This window comes from Haloarcula halophila (assembly GCF_029278565.1).
Classification (GTDB): Archaea; Halobacteriota; Halobacteria; order Halobacteriales; family Haloarculaceae; genus Haloarcula; species Haloarcula halophila.
The window spans coordinates 314984-335997 of record NZ_CP119559.1 but is presented as its reverse complement, the minus strand read 5'-3'; the positions used below and the strand labels follow the sequence as shown (position 1 = coordinate 335997).

General features: G+C 55.7%; 25 protein-coding genes. 12 read left to right on the top strand and 13 right to left on the bottom strand.

The genetic code is table 11. The annotated features are described in order from the left end of the window. The first annotated feature begins 425 nt into the window (after positions 1 to 425). The gene (locus tag P0204_RS01735) at positions 426 to 1688 is read left to right on the top strand and encodes a hypothetical protein (RefSeq protein ID WP_276221195.1); all 1263 of its coding nucleotides are present in this window, start codon (positions 426 to 428) and stop codon (positions 1686 to 1688) included. Positions 1689 to 1824: 136 nt separating this feature from the next. Here P0204_RS01735 and P0204_RS01730 read toward each other — a convergent pair whose 3' ends face one another. Continuing rightward, complete coding sequence (locus P0204_RS01730; RefSeq protein WP_276221194.1) at positions 1825 to 2289, bottom strand: type II toxin-antitoxin system VapC family toxin; 465 nt, start codon at positions 2287 to 2289, stop codon at positions 1825 to 1827. Positions 2290 to 2302: 13 nt separating this feature from the next. Continuing rightward, positions 2303 to 3154, bottom strand: a complete 852-nt coding sequence (locus P0204_RS01725; protein ID WP_276221193.1) for a UPF0175 family protein — start codon at positions 3152 to 3154, stop codon at positions 2303 to 2305. Between the two features lie 186 nt (positions 3155 to 3340). Here P0204_RS01725 and P0204_RS01720 point away from each other — a divergent pair, with 186 nt between their 5' ends. Then, a complete protein-coding gene (locus P0204_RS01720; RefSeq protein WP_276221192.1) occupies positions 3341 to 4510 on the top strand; it encodes a hypothetical protein in 1170 nt (389 codons plus the stop codon). Here the strand turns inward: P0204_RS01720 and P0204_RS01715 are convergent. Next, positions 4507 to 5094: a tyrosine-type recombinase/integrase gene (locus tag P0204_RS01715; RefSeq protein ID WP_276221191.1), complete on the bottom strand. Its 588-nt coding sequence runs from the start codon at positions 5092 to 5094 to the stop codon at positions 4507 to 4509. The genes P0204_RS01720 and P0204_RS01715 overlap by 4 nt on opposite strands. A 154-nt stretch (positions 5095 to 5248) precedes the next feature. Then, on the bottom strand, positions 5249 to 5848 hold the full coding sequence (locus P0204_RS01710) for a hypothetical protein (protein ID WP_276221190.1): 600 nt from the start codon (positions 5846 to 5848) through the stop codon (positions 5249 to 5251). A gap of 278 nt (positions 5849 to 6126) precedes the next feature. Between P0204_RS01710 and P0204_RS01705 the strand changes: the two genes are divergently transcribed. The 8 genes from P0204_RS01705 to P0204_RS01670 all read left to right on the top strand — a co-directional run bounded on the left by P0204_RS01705 (position 6127) and on the right by P0204_RS01670 (position 12082). After that, the gene (locus tag P0204_RS01705) at positions 6127 to 6519 is read left to right on the top strand and encodes a DUF8023 family protein (RefSeq protein WP_276221189.1); all 393 of its coding nucleotides are present in this window, start codon (positions 6127 to 6129) and stop codon (positions 6517 to 6519) included. A gap of 21 nt (positions 6520 to 6540) precedes the next feature. After that, entirely contained in the window at positions 6541 to 6747 is a 207-nt protein-coding gene (locus tag P0204_RS01700; protein ID WP_276221188.1) for a DUF378 domain-containing protein, read from the top strand. 1 nt (position 6748) lies between these two features. Beyond that, positions 6749 to 6973 (top strand): hypothetical protein, encoded by a 225-nt coding sequence (locus P0204_RS01695; protein ID WP_276221187.1) that lies wholly within the window; start codon positions 6749 to 6751, stop codon positions 6971 to 6973. Continuing rightward, entirely contained in the window at positions 6970 to 8850 is a 1881-nt protein-coding gene (locus P0204_RS01690) for an Env/VP5 family phage fusion protein (protein ID WP_276221186.1), read from the top strand. The genes P0204_RS01695 and P0204_RS01690 overlap by 4 nt, the downstream gene beginning before the upstream one ends. 91 nt (positions 8851 to 8941) lie before the next feature. Further along, positions 8942 to 9499 (top strand): DUF8063 family protein, encoded by a 558-nt coding sequence (locus P0204_RS01685; protein ID WP_276221185.1) that lies wholly within the window; start codon positions 8942 to 8944, stop codon positions 9497 to 9499. Beyond that, complete coding sequence (locus P0204_RS01680) at positions 9499 to 10314, top strand: hypothetical protein (protein WP_276221184.1); 816 nt, start codon at positions 9499 to 9501, stop codon at positions 10312 to 10314. Before P0204_RS01685 ends, P0204_RS01680 begins: the two co-directional genes overlap by 1 nt. Before the next feature lie 6 nt (positions 10315 to 10320). After that, on the top strand, positions 10321 to 11520 hold the full coding sequence (locus tag P0204_RS01675) for a hypothetical protein (protein ID WP_276221183.1): 1200 nt from the start codon (positions 10321 to 10323) through the stop codon (positions 11518 to 11520). A gap of 184 nt (positions 11521 to 11704) precedes the next feature. Continuing rightward, positions 11705 to 12082 (top strand): PD-(D/E)XK family putative nuclease, encoded by a 378-nt coding sequence (locus tag P0204_RS01670; RefSeq protein WP_276221182.1) that lies wholly within the window; start codon positions 11705 to 11707, stop codon positions 12080 to 12082. Between the two features lie 119 nt (positions 12083 to 12201). Here P0204_RS01670 and P0204_RS01665 read toward each other — a convergent pair whose 3' ends face one another. From P0204_RS01665 to P0204_RS01635, 7 genes are all read right to left on the bottom strand, one after another. Then, the gene (locus tag P0204_RS01665; protein WP_276221181.1) at positions 12202 to 12393 is read right to left on the bottom strand and encodes a hypothetical protein; all 192 of its coding nucleotides are present in this window, start codon (positions 12391 to 12393) and stop codon (positions 12202 to 12204) included. A 506-nt stretch (positions 12394 to 12899) separates the two neighbouring features. Beyond that, positions 12900 to 13061 carry a hypothetical protein gene (locus P0204_RS01660; protein WP_276221180.1) on the bottom strand — a complete coding sequence of 54 codons (162 nt, stop codon included), beginning with the start codon at positions 13059 to 13061 and terminating at the stop codon, positions 12900 to 12902. Beyond that, positions 13058 to 13702: a hypothetical protein gene (locus P0204_RS01655; protein WP_276221179.1), complete on the bottom strand. Its 645-nt coding sequence runs from the start codon at positions 13700 to 13702 to the stop codon at positions 13058 to 13060. The genes P0204_RS01660 and P0204_RS01655 overlap by 4 nt, the downstream gene beginning before the upstream one ends. After that, the gene (locus P0204_RS01650) at positions 13699 to 13908 is read right to left on the bottom strand and encodes a hypothetical protein (protein ID WP_276221178.1); all 210 of its coding nucleotides are present in this window, start codon (positions 13906 to 13908) and stop codon (positions 13699 to 13701) included. Before P0204_RS01650 ends, P0204_RS01655 begins: the two co-directional genes overlap by 4 nt. Then, entirely contained in the window at positions 13909 to 14346 is a 438-nt protein-coding gene (locus P0204_RS01645; RefSeq protein WP_276221177.1) for a hypothetical protein, read from the bottom strand. Between the two features lie 375 nt (positions 14347 to 14721). Next, on the bottom strand, positions 14722 to 15405 hold the full coding sequence (locus tag P0204_RS01640) for a hypothetical protein (RefSeq protein WP_276221176.1): 684 nt from the start codon (positions 15403 to 15405) through the stop codon (positions 14722 to 14724). Continuing rightward, on the bottom strand, positions 15402 to 15800 hold the full coding sequence (locus P0204_RS01635) for an SWIM zinc finger family protein (protein ID WP_276221175.1): 399 nt from the start codon (positions 15798 to 15800) through the stop codon (positions 15402 to 15404). Before P0204_RS01635 ends, P0204_RS01640 begins: the two co-directional genes overlap by 4 nt. Positions 15801 to 16770: 970 nt before the next feature. Here P0204_RS01635 and P0204_RS01630 point away from each other — a divergent pair. After that, positions 16771 to 17121, top strand: coding sequence for a hypothetical protein (locus tag P0204_RS01630; protein ID WP_276221174.1), 351 nt, complete (start codon positions 16771 to 16773; stop codon positions 17119 to 17121). A 738-nt stretch (positions 17122 to 17859) separates the two neighbouring features. Then, positions 17860 to 17982, top strand: coding sequence for a hypothetical protein (locus P0204_RS01625; RefSeq protein ID WP_276221173.1), 123 nt, complete (start codon positions 17860 to 17862; stop codon positions 17980 to 17982). A gap of 415 nt (positions 17983 to 18397) precedes the next feature. Here P0204_RS01625 and P0204_RS01620 read toward each other — a convergent pair whose 3' ends face one another. Together P0204_RS01620 and P0204_RS01615 are read right to left on the bottom strand one after the other, a co-directional pair. Next, positions 18398 to 18826, bottom strand: a complete 429-nt coding sequence (locus P0204_RS01620; RefSeq protein WP_276221172.1) for a CopG family ribbon-helix-helix protein — start codon at positions 18824 to 18826, stop codon at positions 18398 to 18400. Positions 18827 to 19092: 266 nt separating this feature from the next. Beyond that, the gene (locus tag P0204_RS01615) at positions 19093 to 21012 is read right to left on the bottom strand and encodes a PDC sensor domain-containing protein (RefSeq protein WP_276221171.1); all 1920 of its coding nucleotides are present in this window, start codon (positions 21010 to 21012) and stop codon (positions 19093 to 19095) included. Positions 21013 to 21014 lie beyond the last annotated feature (2 nt).

Here is a 21014-nt window from a genome sequence, read left to right as displayed (position 1 = left end):
CAGCCGGCGCGATGGATGACCCGAGAAGATGATCGGATACTCGAACATCTCGATAGCGAACGGTGGTCAACATCTCGGATCATGGCGACGGAGTTGTTCAAACAGGTTCGGGAGGGGCACGTCCGAGAGCGGCTGCAGTATCTCGAATACGCGGGCCTGGTAGCTCGGTTGTACGCGGATACGTGGGTGATTACGAGCGACGGAAGCCGGTACGTCGACGGTGATCTAGACGCGACACACCAACCGCGACCGAACCGGAGTAGTGTATTTGGGAAGTGGTTATTGTCGGCGTAGCTCTACCACTGATCGCCTGAGAGTGAAAGCCGATAATATCAAACAGAAATTCACCGGATCCTCGGTTATCACAAACTATAGTATGGGCGTATTTGACAACATTCATACAGCATCCCAACTGTATGCTATTTATGCCCAAGGCACTGTCTATTGGTCATGATTTAGAGTTTGCTGATAGAAACTGTAATTGGTCGGCCAACCCAAATATCAAAGACTATAAATATGTATTTATGGACATCTCTACGTTAGACGCGGCGTTCAGGGTTTCTGAAGCCGACCTTCTCACTGAGCATGACTATATCAAGGAAGTCAATTTCCCAGAAAAATCTCAAGTAAGGAAAGCAATTGAAACTGGGACGAACTTTATTGCGACACTCCCAAGGCACATTAAACGACCCTATGACACGAACCCATACGGGAGAACATTGTCAAAGAACTACTTTGCATGGTTACCTTCGGGACTAGATATAACAGTAGAGTACGGTAAGTCAATCAACCCAGACTCAATAGACTCTGATTGGGACTGGTATTTCAATGGAAATGAGTTTGAATGGTTTTTACACTTTGCTTCACAGGAACGTCTGTCCTTAGGAAGCACTAATTTACGCGCTTCCTCCATCGTTGAAAACGAGTTTGAGCGCTCTGTTGCAGTGAAAATCTGCCCCAGTATAGCGAATCCTGGAAAGATTTACTTGATACCTCATCTGTCAAATTGGGAGTACAGAGACTTGATACAAAATATCTTGACGCATATTTTTGAGGAAGGTAGCACCAGTGAAGTCGAAAATTCTCCAGACTGGACATCAAAATATGAATTGCCGGATGAATCAACGACAAAATCAGAAATAGAGTCAATAAAACAAGAGATAGCTGAATTAGAATCGAGTCTTAAGCAAGCGAACGAGAGACTAGAAGATCTGAAAGAATACAAACTCCTCCTATATGGTGGTGATAAAGAGCTGGAGGATCTGGTACCCAAAGTGTTTCGAGAATTCGGATTCGATGTAGAAGGCGAGCAACCACACGGGAGAGACGGCTTAGTTGAATTAGACAGTCAAAATATAGTCCTCGAAACGACCGGCACAACAGGCGGCGCAAAGAAAGAAAAAGCACGCCAACTGGACGATTGGGTTGAGGAACTCGTATACGATGATCCAGAGAGAGACTACACTGGTCTGCTAGTAATCAACCCGTTCAGACGTGAAGACCCAGAAGATAGGGACGAATTTCTCCATAATCACGTAGAACAATACATGGACCAGAGGGGGTACAAAGTGCTAGCAACAGAAACGTTGTTCAGAATATTGGTCGATTATAGGAAAAATGAGGTTGGGCAAGAGGACATTAGGAGCCTTTTGCTCTCTGATGAGGTCCGTATTGAGTATACCTCATAACCGCTTGGATTTCTCCTGCTCTCTTTGCCGGGGTAGGGCTGTGGGTTCCTCGAGAGTGGTTCGAGATCTTCTGTAAATCGTCCTACCTGCCCCAGTCGCACACTACCATAGCGTTCCGACGTAGCTCCATCAGGTGTCACTTTTCTGCATCATGTAATTCCTGATGGACTACAGGGGGAAGATAAGCGTCTTCGAGGTATGGATCTAAATTGTTTCGATAGTCGTTCTCCTTGATTCCACACCCTTCAAATGTCGTCATTAGAAACTTTGCCGACCACATAACATCTACATCAAGGTTCTCTGCCATCTCCTTGAGCGGCTTGTCTCTGGTGATGAGAATTCCATCATGCTGTTCAGCGTGTTCAAGACACTTCCAGTCGTATACACTGAGGTTGCTTCGATCCTCCCCCTGAGCGGACTCCACTTCTACTAATTCGATCCACTCTGGCCGGGACACTTCTCTGGTAGCTGCAAACTCGTCGTCCCACACTGCTTGGGGAATTTCGATATCGTACTCTGGCCGCCAGAAGGCGATTGAATCGAACCAGTCTACCTTATAGAAGGCTATCAGAACGTTTGCGTCAGGAACCAGCGTATCCATCTGTGTGGCGCGTCTACTTTGTCAGGGTTGGGCCGTCATTCAACTCTTCGCGGTTCTCGGGGCCATAGTTCGGGCTGACTCCATGCTCTTCTAGCAAACTCTCGAACTCCTCAAGAGGGAGGTGCGCAAGTTCGGCACCGCGACTGATCGAGATATCCTGCTCTTCATAGATCAATACCGCTGCCTTCATTTCTAAGCGCCTGGTCATGTCATCGAATTCTAGTTCTTCTGGATCGTTCTCCGGGTCAGTCCCTCGGCGGAGCGATCTGTAATATCGGGCTCTGTAAATGTCCCGAACAAATTCTTCGCCAAGCTCTTGCTCTTCGCCAGCGCTGATCAACATGAAATGGCTGCTAAGTGCCAGGAATTCCGAGAGCAGGCCCGTTTTGTTAGAAATCTCTTCTCCGGAGAGGCCCTGGAAAATTTCGTCAACCTGCTCAAGGAGGTCATCGAGATACGCTAGGAAAATCAGATACTGGCGTTCGTGCTCCCGATCGCTCAACGCCTTCAGAATGATACTCTCTTTCATCTCACGGAGCTGCGACCCCAGGAACAGGAACACAGACTTTGCCAACTCCTCTTTCTCAGAGGTTTCTGAAGGAAGGGTGTCAGTAAGTCCCGCTGGTAGATCTTCTACCCCAGCGTCGTCAATATCCTCCAACCCAAATAACTGCTCGTAAACCGATCTAGCGTCAGTAAAGCGCTCGTCCACGGGCAGGTCCTGGACATTCTTATAGAGATCAATGATTGAGGGAAAGCCGAAAGCAGAGGAGAAACCTTCGATAAGGCCAATGATCTCAGACCATTGGCTATTGACATGGGAAATCGGGCTCTGACCGTTAGGGTCCTTCCCAGCCGAGGACATGGTTCGTGTTATAGATTATAACAGCTATCGGTAAATCCCTACTGGTCAAGCTCAAGAAATACTCCCCCCGGGTAAACCAACCCAGTATTTTCCCTGAGTTGTGTTGGTGTGCAACGGTTCGAAAGCGTCTGCCGGGGTGGAAATCAAGTATCTTCAAGTTGGCTGCAACTTACGGACTACCTACTAATGCAGAGACGGGAATTTGTCTCCGCGCTCTCCGCTGGAATCGCGGCCTCCTCCGCCGGATGTATTGGAAGCCTCAGTGAGTCCGACAGTACTCCAACGGAACAGAGGGACACGCAGACACCAACAGCGACACGAACCGAGACGCCAACAGCAACCCAGACGGAGAAGTCGACCGACACACCCACAGAGACACGAACGCCCCCACCGAAGCCTCCCGAGCATATGTTCGGGCTCGAAGGGCGGACCGTCCCGAGGCTCGAAGACACAAGCCCGGTAACGCGGAAGTTCACGCAGTCCATCGGCCGGATGCGAACCGAGTTTACCATCAGGTTCGCCGAGCAGCTATACGACTACTACCAAGGGCGGGTTCGGACCGGGAACTACGGAGCCTACACCTCCGATACGTTTGATAAGAACGCGATTTCCGGTATCACAAACTCCCTCGAAGCCTACCGGGATCGGAATGACATGACCGACCGGCAGATGATCGACCACGCGATTGCGTGGGTTCAGGGGATGGAATACACCCAGGACAAGCCGGCGACGGGGTACAACGAATACCCGAAGTACCCCCTCGAAACGCTGTACGATCGAGGCGGCGACTGCGAGGATACCGCGATCCTGCTGGCGGAGGTGTTCAACAAGCTCGGCTACGGGAGCATCCTCATCGAGTTGCCACAGGCGAAGCACATGGCCGTCGGAGTCAAGGGTAACGACGAGATTCCGGGGGCCTACTACACGAAGAACGGAAACAAGTACTACTACGTCGAGACGACCGGCTCCGGCTGGCGGGTCGGAGAGGTACCGGATGACGTGAAGCAACAGGGGGCACAGGCGAATCTTCTCCCGGTGAACAAGTATCCGTCTCTGTCCCAGCAATGGCTTACCGGGCCGTTGTCGAATGGAAAGTTTGAGACGCTGGTAGCAGTCTTCAACTTCGGAACTCGCCCCGCGACCAGCGCCGAGGTGCAGGTAGAGCTTGAGACGGAGGGAGGGGAGATAGTCGCTCAGAAGCGAAAATCGGTGTCGACAGTTGGTCCCACCGGGAGGAAAGAGGTAAAATTCACTCTTGACCCACCCGAAGGAACGCCGGTCAGGCTCCGCAGTGGGGTAGTATCTGATGGGACGGTGGTAGACCTGAGTGAAAGCGATATGCAGAGTCCGGATTAGAGCCAGTCGACTTTCTCGCGTTCACGACGTTGCGCCTCGGGGCTGTGGGTTCCTCGATAGTGGTCTAGGAACGTATCGAGATCGTCCCACCCGCCCCAGTCGCACACGACCATAGCGTCCACGTCTGCCGATCGGAGCGACGTAGCCCAGGTACGGCGTAGGTCATGCATCCCGACGTAGCTCCATCCGGGGTCATTTGTCACAGATTCGAGTTCGTCGGTAGCGTCTCCTATCCAGTTCCGAAGGGTCCGGGTGGTAGCGTCGACGGCGGGCTCGTCGGCGGGCTCGTCTCGAATGTCTCCGACGGTTCTGATTGTCGTTGCCAGATTCGGCGGCACAGGCGTCTCTCGGTACTTGTCGGTCTTGGCCGACTCCCACACCCGAAGCATCGTACCGGCGTCTGTGTCGGCTACGTGGGCCGGTGCGACGTTCAATACCTCGGACGACCGGAGCCCACACCGAGCGGCTAGCTGTATCGCTATCCGTCGCTCGGTATCCTCGAATTGCTCGATAAGTTGCTCCACCTCTCCCTCGGACAGCCACACCTTCATACCGTCTTGGTTCTCGTATTCCTCTAGATTCATTTTCCGGTAAGTGTGCATACCGGAAGGATAACCTAGAATCTTGGGGTGCCTACGGGGGAGTTCGGGGGTAGATCGGGCCGATTCTTTCCGGGTCTATCCACAGAACCGGAAGCCCACACTATCGGAATTATCATTCAGATCGGGTTGAGAAAATTCATAACCAGGTACCAGTCACGGTCAACCAGACAAACAGGGCTTTAAGAGAGTTGTAGAACACGTACCGGTAAAAGAAAATAGCGACTACCAGTGATATAGCATATATCGAGTACTCCAATATCGTTTCAACAGACTGAAAATCATCAAGATAATCTTGAAGCTCTGGATAAATTCTTATTTTTTGTATGGCCCATACGGTTGCGACAATACTGAACAACGAGACCGATAAGTCAAACAAAAGTATATTTATCCCACCAATTATGTAAAATGACCAAAATCCAGAGGCAGCAAATATTAGCATCAGAACACCAAGACCTGATGAGATGTATGCTCTCATCAACAGAATCTTAGCCCTGTGTTTCGCTCTCCAGTACGCAATTGCCTTCTTATTCTCGGAAGTGAATATTCCCGTTGGTTCTGGCAAAAACAGGACTGAGGCGGCTAACAAGGCCGATATAATAATAGAACATAAACCAAGAACAACAAGAGCTTTTAGGATATTTCCGTTGTTCAATACAATAGTCGGAGATAGGTTAGTAATCTGACCCAACTCTCTGTTCGCAGTCAATCCTGGAGTTGGAGTTGAGGCGTTCGTCATATATTCAACCCAGCTCGGCTTTGCAAAAACGAATCCTAAAGCTAGAATAGCAATTGTTAGTCGTAAAAATCGCTGCGCCATCCCCTCGACATGTCTGAACCCTTCTCTTTCCAGTTCAGGGTTTAGATCAGATCTGGTCAATGTGATATTATATTGGTGGGTAGCTGATAAGTTAATTTCGGCAGCTACCGAATTTCACTTTCGCTGTGCATTACAAGATATACTTACCCTCTCGCTTTGGAATCGAAGCTATCGGTCCAGTTCGGGCCGGTGGTTCAATGGCAACAGGAAGATTCGACATTCCCGACGCGGCGATCTCGCCCGTTTTCGTGGCGGCGTCGATGATCTCGCTCGGGTTGATCGATTCGCAGTGGTTTGGAATCGACTTCGGTTCTACCGTGTTTCAGTTCACGGGGGGCGGAGATACAACGACAATCACCATTGCCACGCTGATCTCGCTGTCGGTTATCGGGTATGCGTACTACACCAACCGACAAGACATTAGCTCGATGGAGCGGGTAGAGATTTGGATTATCACGGCCACAGTGGCCCTAATTCTCGCCCCTCCATTCGTGCCGGTCCTAAACGAGTTCCTGAGTGGGGACTTCCCGGCATTCGTGGCACTGATCGTACAGGCTGGCGGTTACTACGCGCTGTCGTTCACCGGCTAAACACAACGGAGAAACATCAACATGGACGATTACCTCAACATTGGAACGTGGATCGTTAACGCAATTGCGGCCCTCAACTGGGGGCTCGTAGAGCTTACAGACACCAACCTGCTCACCGATACGGCGGGGCTCGATCCGTCGGCGGCGGGAATGCTGTACGTCGTGATCGGTGTGTCCGGCGTCCTGTCGCTCTACCAGTTCGCAGACATGGAGCTAATGGAGGGCTAAAATGTTCCGACTGGATAGCCTCGAAGCCACAATAAAGCCCTTTGAGGTGCTGACAGCGCAAATCAGCATCACGTCGGTGGCGGCGTTGTGGGTTATTTCGCCGGGTGAGCCGGTGAGTCTTCTCCCATTCCTGGGGACGGCTTACGTCGCTCATTCGGTTCACTCTCGACACAAAGAGGCAGAGGCGTGGGTCGGAAACGACGAGGTAGAGGGGGCCAAACAGTGAGCCTGCGCGGTCATAGTCACACAGCGTTCTCGGTTCTCGTCGGGCTCCTCGTTGTTTCCTCGACCGTGGCTAGTGTCGGGTTCGTCGGGATCGCATCTGCACAGTCGGCGTCCCAGGTAACGCTCACAGTCGATGGAACTCCCGAGGCTGTAGTCGTGGACACCTCCAACGTCACGGGACAGTTCACCGCTGAGTTTCGGGGCGAGGAAGATGTCCTAATCACGAGACAGAAGTACGACGCTTCGACTGTCAACTCGGACAAGCTCTTCCTCGAAGGGACCCAAGTATATGATAGTGTCTCGGTGACGCTAACCAGCGAAAACGGGGGCGTGAGTGGCGCGACTGCCAAAGGACGGCAGGGAATCAGCCCCGTGAACTTCGGCGCTACCGTTGTCGGCTCGACTGGCGGGGACGCTGATACCCAGTGTGACCTAAACGACGGTATCGGCAACGCTATCGGCCCATATCCGAATCTCGACTGTAGCGGGTCCGTGGCCGATCCTGGCGAGATCGTGGGAGACGACGCGACGGACGCAACCCAGGTCAAACTCGACCTGTATCAATCTGCACAGACCAGTGCCGCAGGGACGGACAACTTCCAGACCACGCTGGATAATTACCTCAATGATACCGCGAACACCGCCCGCATAGTCGGTAAAAATGCGTATATCCGTTCGCTGAACAATGGCAGCAGCAAAGCAGCGGCTCGAACTGAGGCAAAATCCGCAGTAGCGGACTACTACGCGGTGAAACAGAAGAACCTCATTTCTGCGTGGGAGAAATCAATTCTTACCTTCCGTCATTTACAGAACATCGCTGAAAACGAATCTGGAATCACAAGTTACGATTACCACCAGAGCAGTTCTGTGAATTTCGTCCATGCTCAAAATCACACCTATGAAGGTACGACCACATATCAGTACGAGTTAAAGAGCATTGGTACGACTCAATCACTCACCCTCGTTAATGGTGATACTGCCAACTACACCGGCTATACGGTGGGGTTCGTCGATTACGACGGTGGATCGGTCGGCTCTGAGTATGGCGTCGAAACGCTCAGCCTCGAAAATCCAGCAAACAGTCAAGAACAGATCGGCAGTAGTGCCCCGGATGGGGGAGAGTTGGCTGTAAGGCCGCCAGACCCCTCCAATTACGACGAAATCGTTGTCCACGAACCAGAAGTGTTCGCGCGGCTAAATGCCGACATCGAGAGTCAGAACCAGCAGGTGCAAAGCGAGATGGACACTCTGGTGAATAACACGTACAGCGGCTATCAGAAGGGAGAGATCAACAACTCCGACCTGATCGACCCCTACGCTGCTGCCCGCATGGGAGGCAACCAGACGGATGCGTTCAATGCGGTCCAACTGTCGAGTATCGGGGCATACGGCCCTGAGGCGCTGGATCAGACGGGGAGCCACAACGTGACGCTGGTCCGTCCTGACGGAACGACCGTGCAGCGGGAGGGCGTGATTTTCTCGCCCTCGAACCCTGATTCGGGCCAGTGGGAGGTAAACGGCACCTACGACCTGTCGAACGTCAGCGGGACGCAGTACCTCGCCACTCCGAACGGAACAGTCGCCCTGGACGACGATTACGCGAACCTCACGCTGGACCGCATCGAGACGACGGACGGCGAGACGGTCAAGAACTTCACGACGAAAGAGCCAGTCGACTACCAGACGACCAGTATCGACGGGTACAAGGACGTTCTCGACCGGGTTAGCACCGATAGAGCCGAAGCCGAAGCATGGGAGAACAACCGACTCGGTGGCGGTGGTTCGTTCATCCCTGGCCTGAGTGGAAGCGCCAATTCGACAATTATCCTATTAGCTGGCCTGGTGGGGGTGATTTGGGCGATCGGACAACTGACGTAGCGACGGCACCGGCACGCTCCTAACTTCCCCTACCCTTCGCGGCCCCGTGGTGGTTCCTTCCCGGTGGTTCGATCCCACCGGCGGGGAGTGTATGAGACGGATAACAGCCCTGATAGTGGCGCTGGCACTCCTAACGGTGACTCTCTCGGTCGGGTTGGCCGGGACTAGCTCGGCACAGACGATTCCCGAGAATCCTGTGACAAATGACACGGAGAACCAGACGGAGCAACAGACGAACGCGCGGTTTATCGACGAGAATACGCGGGTACTCAGTGTCAACTACAACGAGGAGGAGGAGACGGCGACCCTGGTTTTCGAGAGCGACACGGCCCAGGCAATCACGTTAGCCGACGCGGGATACCTTTCAGAAGGCCAATCCGGCCAAATCCCGCGCAAGTCGAGAGCGATCAACGGCCAGGGGAGTATCACGATCCCAGTAACGCAGGTGGACGGGATGGTAGCCGTCTCTATTTCCACCGAGCAAGTGCTGTATGGGTTGGTGATCGAGCCGCGCACCCAGTCGATATGGGAGCGAACGAACTCCCGAGACGGGTGGTTGGGTGGAGTGTCGGTTACTATCGTAATGGGTACTCTCGCCGCGTATCGAGTGAAGAACAACGACCCAGATAGCCCGGAGGAGCCCGAATAATGGATATTGACCCCGGTACGGTAGTGCCGACGTTCAAAGACAACAAAGACCGACTGGTGTTTCTCGCCGCAGAGTACAAGATTCCGCTCTCGATTATGGCACTCGCGGCCGGTGTGTGGGCTTTCGCTGTGTCGCCGGACCTCCCGACGCCGACCGAGCGACAGCTAACGTTTGCGACTCTGTGGGGTGTGCTGGCACTCCCGACCTACTGGGCGCAGAAACAGATAGCCGAGTATCTATACTCTCCCGACTGGGTATATGTCGGTATCTGCGACCCCGGCGAGGAGGAGATTTACCACGTCGAGAAGGTCCCGCCAGAACTGTGGGAACGCAAGCAGGTACACGGAGCGAACCCGCTGGTGCCGGATGACGGGATATGTGATTACGTGGTTGTTCGGTACAACTACTATGAAGAAATAGACGAGTTAGAGGTTCGAGGCGTGGCAAAAGAGGATATGAGTCCGGCGGAGGCTACCCGGTACGAGGCGAGAGTCGATGAATATTATACGCACCACCACGAGGTTCGGCGGGCCTATTCCTCCCTGAAAGCGACGGTACAGAGGTTTACGACGCAAGTTCACGACGATACGCTAATGCGGCTAGTCGAGGAGCAAGAGGAGAGCCAGTTAGTGCCGGGGTCGTCGGCGCTGGAGTTAGTCGAGGAGATCGAGGAGGAGATTGGGGATATGCCAAACGGCCCGGAGGGAGAGCCACCGGAGCCCGAGCCCGTCCTAGACGAGCAACTGGGGGACCTCGATATTACGGAGACGGAGCTCACGCCAGAGAACCAAGCACCGGAGCTAAACGACGACTGAGTGACTATGACCGAATCAGGAGATAGCGACGGATGGGCTTTCAGTGAATCGAAGGACTGGAAGGACGGCCGGCACAGACGGGAGAATCGGTTTGTTCTCGATGAAGCGGGAGAGGTAACGGACGCCCGTGCCCGTCGAACTCTCGAAAAGCTTCGACAGGCGTACCGTCGGATGTATCGCGCCGGTCGGTTAGCGGACGACGCGCCGGCCAGTATCGAGGACACGAACGCCTACCAGGAGATCAGAGAACACTACGATAGCGAGGCTTTCGCGGAGAGAGTCGAGGAGGGAGACGCCGAGGGACTGCGGGCTCAGGTGGGCTCACAGGACGACGAGGTAGACGTCTCTGGGTGGCACGACATAGAGACGGTTCGATCAATAGCGACCGAGCAACACCTACGGCTCTACGAGTTCGGAGAGCCCGGTACAGGGAAAACGTCGGCGGGCTGTCTCGCCGCCCGGCACTGGTTAGACGCCAGATTGAAAGAGGGACACACGGACGCGCGTGTTCTCACAAACATCCGGTCCCTAGCCGAGCGAGTCGACCGTTGTGTCTACGTCGGTAGTTGGCCGGCCCTACAATCCAAGATCGAGGAGGATATGGCGGATGTTCTCGATGAAAACGTAACGCCGTTCCTGTTCCTGTTTGACGAGGCTTCGAGCCAAGCATCCGGCGGGAAGGACGGATACGAGGCTTCGACAAAGCTAGCGACTCTGGTGTATAAAATCCGAAAGTACGGTGGCGCTCTCATCATTATAGGCCACGACGGGAAGGACGTTCACCCGTCGATCCGGCTACTCTGCACCGTCTTAGAGAAGGAGAGCAAGAAACAAGCTCGTTTCTACAACACGGTAAAGAATAGGAAGGGTAAGGACCCTCTCACGCCGGAAATCACGGGATGGCCTGATTCAAAGTGGAGTCCCAACGACAAAGACCCGGCTCCGTGGTCGTGGTCGGACGACGCAGAGGACGATTCAGCGGATAGCGACGGACACATAGCCCGAGAGGAGGCTTACAGGGAGATGGCAATATGGACGGTAATCAACGAACGGACTGGGAGCGGGAAACCTACCTCGTTCGCGGATATAGCCGACAAGAGGCTAGACGGACTCTTTAGCGCGGAATGGTGCCGACAGCGGTGGAACGAGTACGACGGAGGCCAACACGCCGAGGTAGTTGGGAACGTCGCGGAGACAATTGGGTGAGGGCGGTACGATGGACGAATCCCAACCACCACGGCCCCCCACTTGTGTTAGAGGAAAGACCGCAGGGAGAGACGATAATTATGGTATGACATGACTTGCCAAAGCCGGGGGTGGAAGAAATATATCAATCGCGTGCGCGAAAGTGTCGGACGCAAAGCAACAGAATACAGGAGAACGAGAAAAAATGAAAAATCGCAGTAGTAACGCGGCTCGGTACGGTTCGAGAGCGGAGTACAAGATAGCCGAGGAGTACGGGTTAGAGATCGAGGGAACCCATAGCTCATGGAAAGACGCAGAGTTCCAGAACGGGAGTCCCGTAGAAATCAAGTCCTGTATGGTGTCTACCGGCTATTTCCAGATATACAAGAAGTACCACCGGATTTTGAGACAGCGGGACGGGTGGTATGCGCTCGGTGTCTACAAGCCCCACGGAACGGGCATCAGGCTACTCAAGACCAAACTCAAGCGACCGAGTGAGCTACCACTGTCGACGTGGAGCCCGACAAACCACAGCCAGCGACAGAGTGAGAAAGCCCGTCTCAAGATCGGTGACGTGTTCTAAGCCGGTGGCTAGCCGGTTACAAACGGCGGAGCCCGGAAAGTTCTCCCGCAGTCAGGACGGGGGAACCGGGCTCCGTACCTATGAATATGTGAGACGCTAGGAAAAAGATTCGGGTGGCGCTACTGTCGCTTTCTATCTACGAGTTCGTCCTTCTCGAAGGTGCCACAGTCGGGACAGCGGTAGTTTTCTGACTGGGTGTGTCCGTAGACTTGCCGGCCACAGTCGGGACAGGCAAACCGATAAGGCTCGTCAGAGTCGGGCTTACGGGCGTCGGCGGGGCTGATCGGCTCGGGGTCGTCTAGCTCACTCACGGCTGTCCCACCCGCAGTTACCGCAGACAAGTGCCAGAGCTAGAGCGTGTACGGGGTTCCCGCAGTTCGGGCACGGGTCGCCGGTTTCAATCTCGCGGGCTCGGGTGTCATCTGTCATGTTACCACCGCGCCACAGTCGGTACAGCGGTATATCTCGTCTATCCTGATCCCTCGGTAGGAGCCGGGAGAGTAGGGATAGATGTGTGTGAGCCACTGAATCGTATCCTCGTGGCATTCGTAACAGTAGGCGAACCGACGGGGGGAGACAGCGCGACCGAGGGTAGGGCTAGTGGGGCTACTCACGGTCGTAGGCCTCCGAGTCGAACAGACAGGTAGCACAGATGGCTCGACCGTCTTTGTAGGTACACCGCCCCTGCTCGCCGCAGTCGGGACACCTCGCTTCAAACCAGTCTCTCGGCTCTGTGCGGCCGGTTGACGTGTGGTCGCTATCGGACTCTTTGGGTTCGCCTGATCCCGGCTTTCCTGGCCCGTAGCGATTCGGATACTCACTCATGGCGCTGTTCACCCTTCCAGAGTTCGTACAGGGAGCGGTCTTGTCCGTGTTTCTCGGCCAGATAGGAGCCGTACAGGATACCGACGGCCCAGGACAGGACACAGTAGACTAGCGCTAGCGTGGCGGCTTCTCCGCCGGTCGGGTAGAGGCTCACTGTTCTGCCTCCTGGTCCCGGGCGACGGCTCGGGACACCCAGCTAGCGGTCCTGTCGACCATGAGGCCGGCCTGTTTGCGGGTGTATCCCTCCTCGACAAGATCGCAGGCGATACGCTCTCGTTCGGTCTGGTCAAGTTCGTTGTCTTCGTCGCGGAGCTTGTCGCGGATGTGGCGGGCACAGTCGAGACAGAGCTTTGTGGTGTCTCCGGCAGTGAGTAGGCCGGCTTCGCCGTCTCCGTCGTTCGGTTTTACGTAGTCGTCACACCGGGCACAGGAGTAGCCTTCTCCCGGCAGTTTGAAGCTCGGCGTGGGCCAGTCGGTCGTTTCGCCACCGTCGGCGGCGGGCTCCTCCTCGGGCTCGCCTCTGAGGGCGTGGTCGGCAAAGTAGTCCTCGGTGGTGTAGCTTCGATAGGCGAGATAGCCGCAGATGGCGAGGACACCGAGGGGAACGAGTATCATGCTCTCGCTGATGGGGAGATAGGCGGCGTAGTAGCCGGTTCGACCGTACTCCCCAGGCGTCGAGAGTCCCTTATCGGGGATACTCAGAAGCGTGAACAGCGTGCCGACGACGAACCCCACGCCGATAGCGGCCAGTCCGACCGAGATTTCCCTGTCGGTAAGTCGGTCAATGAGAGTCATTCAGTCATACCTCCCTCGACGTGGAACCACTCGCCGTGGTCGTACCGGGACCTAATCATACCGTATGCGAGATATGAGACGGCGGCAAGGACGGCAGAGAGAACGACTAGCGGGGGCTCACTCCCCAGGAGGAAATTGGATGTAAAGGCGGCGAATCCGGCGGTAGCGAAGGGCCAGATGATCCAGTCTCTCATGGTGAAGGCCATCTATGCCTGCACCTCCTCTTTGCGGGTGAGTGGGTGGACGGCAAGACGGCCCCACTGGACGGCGAGAAACGGGGTGTCTCCGAGCGGGCGGAGTATCCCGTCCTCGATAACCTCCTTTCCGGTGCTTGGGAAAGCGGTTTCTGAGAGTTCGTCTTTCGCCTCCTCGATAGAGATAATACGCTTCTCCTCACAGGCTAGGGAGAGGTAGGCTTTGGACAGTTTGGGGTCCTGGGGAACGACGTAGGGGGTTTGATCGGCCGTCGGGAGGAAGTCGTCTAGCGCTTTCCTGACAAGCTCGGTCTTGGTTAGGCCGTGGTCGTTGATGTATTCGCGGGCTCTGTGTTCAAGCTCGTCGTCTTTGAGGCGTGCATCGACTCGATACGTCTCTTTGTGCCGGTCGTTGCTGTCTGAGTCTCCTGGGAGTCGGCTACCGCTCATTATTGGTCCTCCGTGTCCGCAGATTGGGGGGTGCCTGCGGATGCACATGAAACGGGGGTTCGGCTCCCCCGCATCCGGGGGGTCTGATTTTCGGGGTCGTTTCGACTGGACGGTATGGTGGCGGAAGCCCCCCCGCTGCCTTCCTCTGAGGGGAGTGGGGGGGTCCTGTCTTGTCGCTGTTCCCACCGAACCACCGCTAGGGTAACACCGGCTCCAGCGACAGCGCCGACGGCGGCGGCGACGGCGGGGCTACTGGCGAGGGGCATTACTGGGCCTCCTCGCAGTTCTCGAAGTGGTCTATCTTGATGTGCTGGCCGTCATGGACGTAGAAGGTCTGTCCGCAGTGGTCGCACCGTAGGCGTCCCTCGGCTCGGCTCACTGTCCTACCTCCCCGGCGGTGCCGGCGTAGTTGGAGATAGACGGCTGTTCGCTCCGTGTACCGTTCTCGACAGCATCGAGCCAGTGGTAAAGTAGCCGTCTGAGGTAGGGAGCGGGGACAGCGTGGCGTTTTAGCTCCCGTGCGGGCCAGTCATAGTCATAGCCTTTAGCGAGCCGCCACCCCTCGTTTGTACCTACCCATGCGTTGCCAGTCTCTCCCTGTCCCGACATGGGGCCGGTCGAAGGGTTGAACCGTGGCACTTGCCGGGGTTGTGGGACGGAAAAGCTCGTCTCAAAGGCCCGTGGGTAGTGGATAGGCATACCGAACATACCGCCAGTGAGCTTTACCGGGCTTCGTAGGGGTGCCTGCGGGACGTTCTCGATAACGTAGTGGTCGGCGTACTGCTGGCACACCTCCCGTGCCTCGGTGATGTAGTTGGGGTGTTCCTCCGGGTCTGATCCACCGCCGGCCGTGGCTCTGCTGAACCGTTGGCATGGTGGGTGTGCTACAGCAAGGTCGTAGTGGTCGGATACCGGAGGATTCCGAGCGTCTCCCTGTACTACTTCGGAGTAGGGGTTAGGCGTCGGCTCGATCCCGACACGAACCACGTTACCAAAGGTGTGTAGTACCTCGTCCTCTACTCCCGTGTCGGCGTAGAGGTGTAGGATACGGTAGTTCACTGTCCTACCTCCTGGTCTTCGATGGACAGCCATGCGGGCGGGCGTCGAAGGGTCCGGCCGGCGTCTCTGTCGGTGATGAATGTCTCCGACCGACACCAGCGCCACCAGATCGCGGCGACGTGGGCGCAAAAGCGGCGGTGAGTCCATCCCCGGCAGTCACAGTCACAGCAGAGCGTCCCGTCTTGGACGACAGCGGTGGTACGGTGGATACTCCCGTCGCCTACCTGCACCATATATTCGGCGTCGTTGACTGGGTTAACGGCCGTCTCGTTCTGCTGAACCCGTCGCCAGCTAGTCGACATATGCCAGTCGGCGGGGAAGGTGAGGGCGTCGGGGCCGGCGACCGTCTCGCGTTCGGGCTCGGGCTCCTCGACGGGGTGATGGGCTCGGCTCATTGTTCTGAACACTCCGGGCAAAACCGACGGGGGATACCAGAGCCGGGCCGAGTGTCGGTTTTCATCCGGGTGCCACAGTTAGGACAGAATCTAGACATTATACGACCACCCCGGTAGATTTGTGGCGGGATAATCGCGGTACGATGGCGGGAGACGAGGCTTCTAAGGAAGTGTCAGAAAAGAGAGCCTTATTTGGAAACCTCGACTCATATTCCGTCGTCCTTGTGGTTCTATATTCACACTTCAAAAGATTCGTGTCGATATTACGGATCACTTTCACAAATACAAATACTACTATTATTTTATTTATGTAATGGAGCCAAACATCGGGCGAGTTCGTGCTTACTGATCCGATCTTTGCCGGACCGTTCGATTCCGTTGGCGACCAGATACGCCCGCAGGACTCCACCTCTCTGCAGTTGTGAAATCACAATTGGGCTGTCGGTGACAGTCACGATCCTACTTAATTGGAAGTCGAGGACCCGAGTTCCTCTCAAACTGGTTCCCCATATTAGCCGTCTAATCGCTCTGACAGAGCCGAGTTTCGCGTTCGAGCAATATACAATCCGCTCCGAAAGGTGAACACTGTTACCCGTCTCTGTTTGGTCCTGTACTCGTAAATCACTGACTGCTATACAATTCATCCCCCTGCGAATCGCCACACAGTTGCTCGTTTTACTAGACCACGAGCGATGAATTTTCCGACTTGGTGAGTTGAACGATACGGGGAAATTAGCGGGTAAGCTATAGAGCCAGTGAAGACCAATGTAGACCCAATCGCACGACCGCAGTTCGCTCAGTAAACGGGTGAATTGGTATTATGCTGTCGGCGAACCGATCAAGGAGCAAAGTGCAAGGGATGTGTTGCAAGTGGTGGGGGTGCGTCTAACTGGGCGTTTCTATCGTGAGTCTCGTTTGCTGGACGAGGGGAGTGCATTCAAGGTCGTTGCAGTCAACCTATCAGGTAACAATGGAACGAAGACACTTCCTGAAGCTGACTGGTTCCGCTCTGTTGGCGACCAGTAGTATCCTCGTATCCGGATGCTCCGCCTTCGGAGGATTAGAGGTATCAAGCGTCAACGCTGACACCACTGCGCTGGGGGATATCGAAGTGCTAGTTGTTGTAGAAAATACGGCCAGTAGCTCTCGGGACAGGGAACTAACGACGCAAGTCGACGTACAGAGCGGGGATACCTACACCCAGAGTGAGGAGATCACAGTCCCCGGAGAGTCCGAGAACAGCTACCGGCACACCCACGATCTTGCCCTTTCAGAATCCCTCTCAGCGGACTCCTTTGACTATTCTGCGAGTGTAGAATAGCACCGGCTGTTGATAGCGCTCTCTACGCGGGCGTGTTCTGTTCCGTCTCGGGACTGCTGAACAGCGGGGAGAACTACGCACCCTCGATATCTGAGTCGACGTTTACTAAGTAATTGGCCCGTCCAATCCCAGTCTTCGAACGTCCTGCTCAGGAATCTTGCTGATCAGACCGTCTCGCCATCGATAGTCCTCGTCGCCCCTTCGGGCAACTTATCGCTGGCGATGAAAATTCTACACCTCCTACCAGCGAGCGCGACACTCCGGATCGTATACGCTAAGTCGGTCTCCTCAGATTCTGTATCTAGCTACCAGCTACTGTGGTAGAGCAACGGTACCGGTCACAGAAACAGCCGTCTACACCGACTTCTTCCTGCCCAGTACCGTCTCGAGGGGACCTGCACCACGTGCTCACGTCTCGAACGAATCCCTCTCGAACCCGTGTCTTCGATAGACCTGATTAGAACGAACCGGAGTGTCACGAACGGTCTACAGATGTTAGTAGCTTCCAGAAAACCTGCGTTCAGATTCACTTACTATCCATTCAGAAGCGGTAATAGCGGTCCACTCGGTCGCTTTTAGAAGGCTAGGACTGTTCTGTGACACCGGTCTCTACGATGAAACCCTCCGAGACAGTCCTCCCGACGAGTAATGACGGAACCCATTAGGTGTCTCGTGGCAAATCAGTGGCCATGTGCACGTCAGGTCCGTCGACGACCATGCAGCAGACCGGTGGTTCCGATGGCTGATCCTGGAGCTGTTCGAGTGATCATGATCGGTATCGTTCTCCTCGCGATGGTCGGCAGCATTTTGGGATCGGTACTCTTGCTCAAGTTCCTCATGCGGTACACGTTCGAATCCTAACGGACTGCTCCCCCGCCAAACTCACTTTCGTGTTATTTATATATCATTATCTCAGTCATAGGTTCGTTTCCAGCAAGACAGATAAATCGTATAATGCTATATCGAATGAGTCGGAGATCTCTCCGGAGTCGGGGTTTGGTTTCCCACAGACCACCGAGTCGCTGATACTTCTTGCCGGATGAACACAGGTGGAACTCCTCTCGGACGGCTGCTGACGGCCCAGGTGTGTGCCTTCGCTTCGGCGACAGTTCCGCGGATCAGATAGGGTGCGTGAAACGGGCGGAACACCGCACCATCCGGCGCCCGGATCTCGATCACCGTACTGTTCGCTGTGCGACGCTTCCATCGCTGTCTGGCAGCGATGCCACCGATTGGCCGTATCGGCACCCCAGAGCAGTCTAGCGCGGTCGGAAAATCAGTTCATATCCGCGAGCGGGCCGAAGTCGTCGACGGGTAGCACGGAATAGTCAATCGTGAGCGTATCCTTAGTCGCCCGGATCTTCCCGACGAACGTCGATATCTCTTCGAGCGAGCCTTCGAGGACGAACAGCTCCATGCAGTGGTGACCGCCGACGTGACTGTGGAAGTTCGCGGCGACGATGCCCTCGTGTTCGTGCCGGAGATGCATCATCTTCTCTTCGACACTCGTCGTCTCGTAGTCGAAGACGACAGTAACCACACCCATGAGGTCTCGATCTTCGAGTTTCTTGTCCTCGAACTCCCCTAGCAGGTTACGGCTCGCTTCTCGAAAGACTTCACTGCGACCAGTGTATCCGTGGTCTTCAGCGAACTGATCGATCCGTTCGAGCAGTTCCTCAGGCATCGAGACGCTTACGACACTCATATAACAACTCAGAGCCGCTGAAATATTAAAAGTTATTATTAACGACGTTGCGGTTGCGATAATTACGGAGACGGGAGTCCTCGCTACGGATTCGCCGGAACCCAGAGAACGAGAAGCACACAGCAATTCCAACCTCCGAAGCGGGTGATTTGGATCTCTTGTTCGTTGGACGGGATTTACTGCCGTGATCGGCATCGAACCCAGTCAACGCGACAGAGGGCCACAAAGAATCACCGAAAGACGGCACGACAGCGCCGTCGCGTAGCTCAGTTGTTGTCGTCGTTCTCGCCGAGGCCCTGAGAGGGGCCACCGGAGAAGACGAACTCGTGTTCGGCTTCGGTCTCGAAGCGGCCGAGGATGTCACCCAGCGGCTGGGCGTAGCGTTTCAGCTGCTCGGCACGCGAGGAGACCTCGTTGAGTTCGGCGGCTTGTTCCTCTGCGGCACCGGCGACCGTCTCGGATTCGGCCATCATCTCCTCGCTGGTGTCGGCCGCGTCCTGCAGTGTCGTCGCGACCACCCGGAACTGGTCTAACGACTCCTGAATCTCGACGTCGGGGTTCGTCTCCTGGAGCTGTTCGAGCGTACTGACCAGTTCATCGAGGTCCTCCGAGAGTTCCTGGAGTCGCTCTTTCTGATCGTAGGCGTCGTCGGAGACCTTCTGGATAGATTCGGCCACCTGTTCGGAGGCTTCACGCACCGACTCGGAGCTGGTCAGGACGACATCCCCGGACTCGGCGACCTCGCCGGCGAAGCTGTTGAGCTGCCCGACCGTCTTTTCGAGTTCGTTGATCATGCCGTTGAACTCGCTGGCGATGCGGTCCATCGACTCGTTCTCACCATCGGTCTCCATGCGCTTTGTGAGGTTCCCACCGGCAGCGGCCTCCATGACGTCGGAGAACTCCTCGGCTTTCTCCTGGAGGTAGTTGTTCATCTCCATGGCCTCGGCTCGGGAGACTTCCGCCTCCTTTCGGGCACTCTCGGCCTCTGTGATCTGTTCCTGCAACGCGTCACGCATCTCGGAGAACCCGTTGTACAGTTGGCCGATGTTGTCGATCCGGCTCGTCGAGATGTCGACATCCAGGTTGCCCTGGCGCATCTCTTCGGTCTTGCGAGTCAGTCGGTCGATGGAGGTCGCGGTGTTGTACCCGAGAGCGGCACCGACACCACCGATGACCAGCACCATCAGTCCGGTCCCGATGAACCCTAGGAGACGGACGTTCTCGACGAACCCGAAGACCGCCGAGTACGGCGCGTGGACGAGGACGACCCAGTCGGTCCCCTCGATCGGTGCGTACCCGACCGTGTAGCGTTCGCCGATGACGTTGCTGTTCCCGGGCATCTCACGGATGACACCGGCCGCCTGGGTCGAACCCCGCAGCGACTCAGCCTCCTGGACCGGCAAGAGAGCCTGGTCGCTACCGCCATACGAGGAGAGCGTCGCCTGCCCGCTGCCGGTCGCGGACCCGGTCGGTTCGTCGATCATGACGACGTTCGACGCGTTGACCACCTGTGTAAACCCTCCGTCCGCCCGGTCGGCACCTTGGAGCGATCCGGCGATCCTGTCAGTGGAGTACTCGACGACGATGAACCGGTTCTGTGAGGCGTCGACCTGGCTCATGAACCCGACGACGGGCCCGTCCTGTGATTGATACACGTTCGACATCTGTACTTCGCCGGCCCGGCTGAACGTGGTGTCTTCAGTCCAGCCACGGCCCGCGTCCTGGACACTCGTCCCGGAACTAAGCGCCGTACTCGCGATAATCGTCGTTCCCGACGGACTTCGTTCCAGGACGTGGATGTGCTCGACATCGGCAGAGAGCCCCGCCCGCTGGTTCTGGAGTTCTGTCTCCAGATCCGCAGTTTCGTCAGCGGTCCAAGCGTTACTCGAAGAGATAAACTGTGCTGCCAGCTCGTTGCGCTCGATCCAGCGCTGGATGATATCGCTTTCCTGCGCTGCGAGCCCTTGGTACTCGCCTGTCACCTGTTCTTGCGTGTAGTCCTGGAACTGCTGGGTGGCGACGATACCGACAGCACCGACGGAAAGCGCCATGATTACGAGGACGATACCGAACTTGAGCGCGAAGTTCTTCCGGACGAAATCCGGAACCACCGTCCCAAGGAGACCCGCGCTCGGTCCGTCTTCAGAAGCCGTTCCACCTGTCTGTGATTGTTCCTGCGAACTCATTG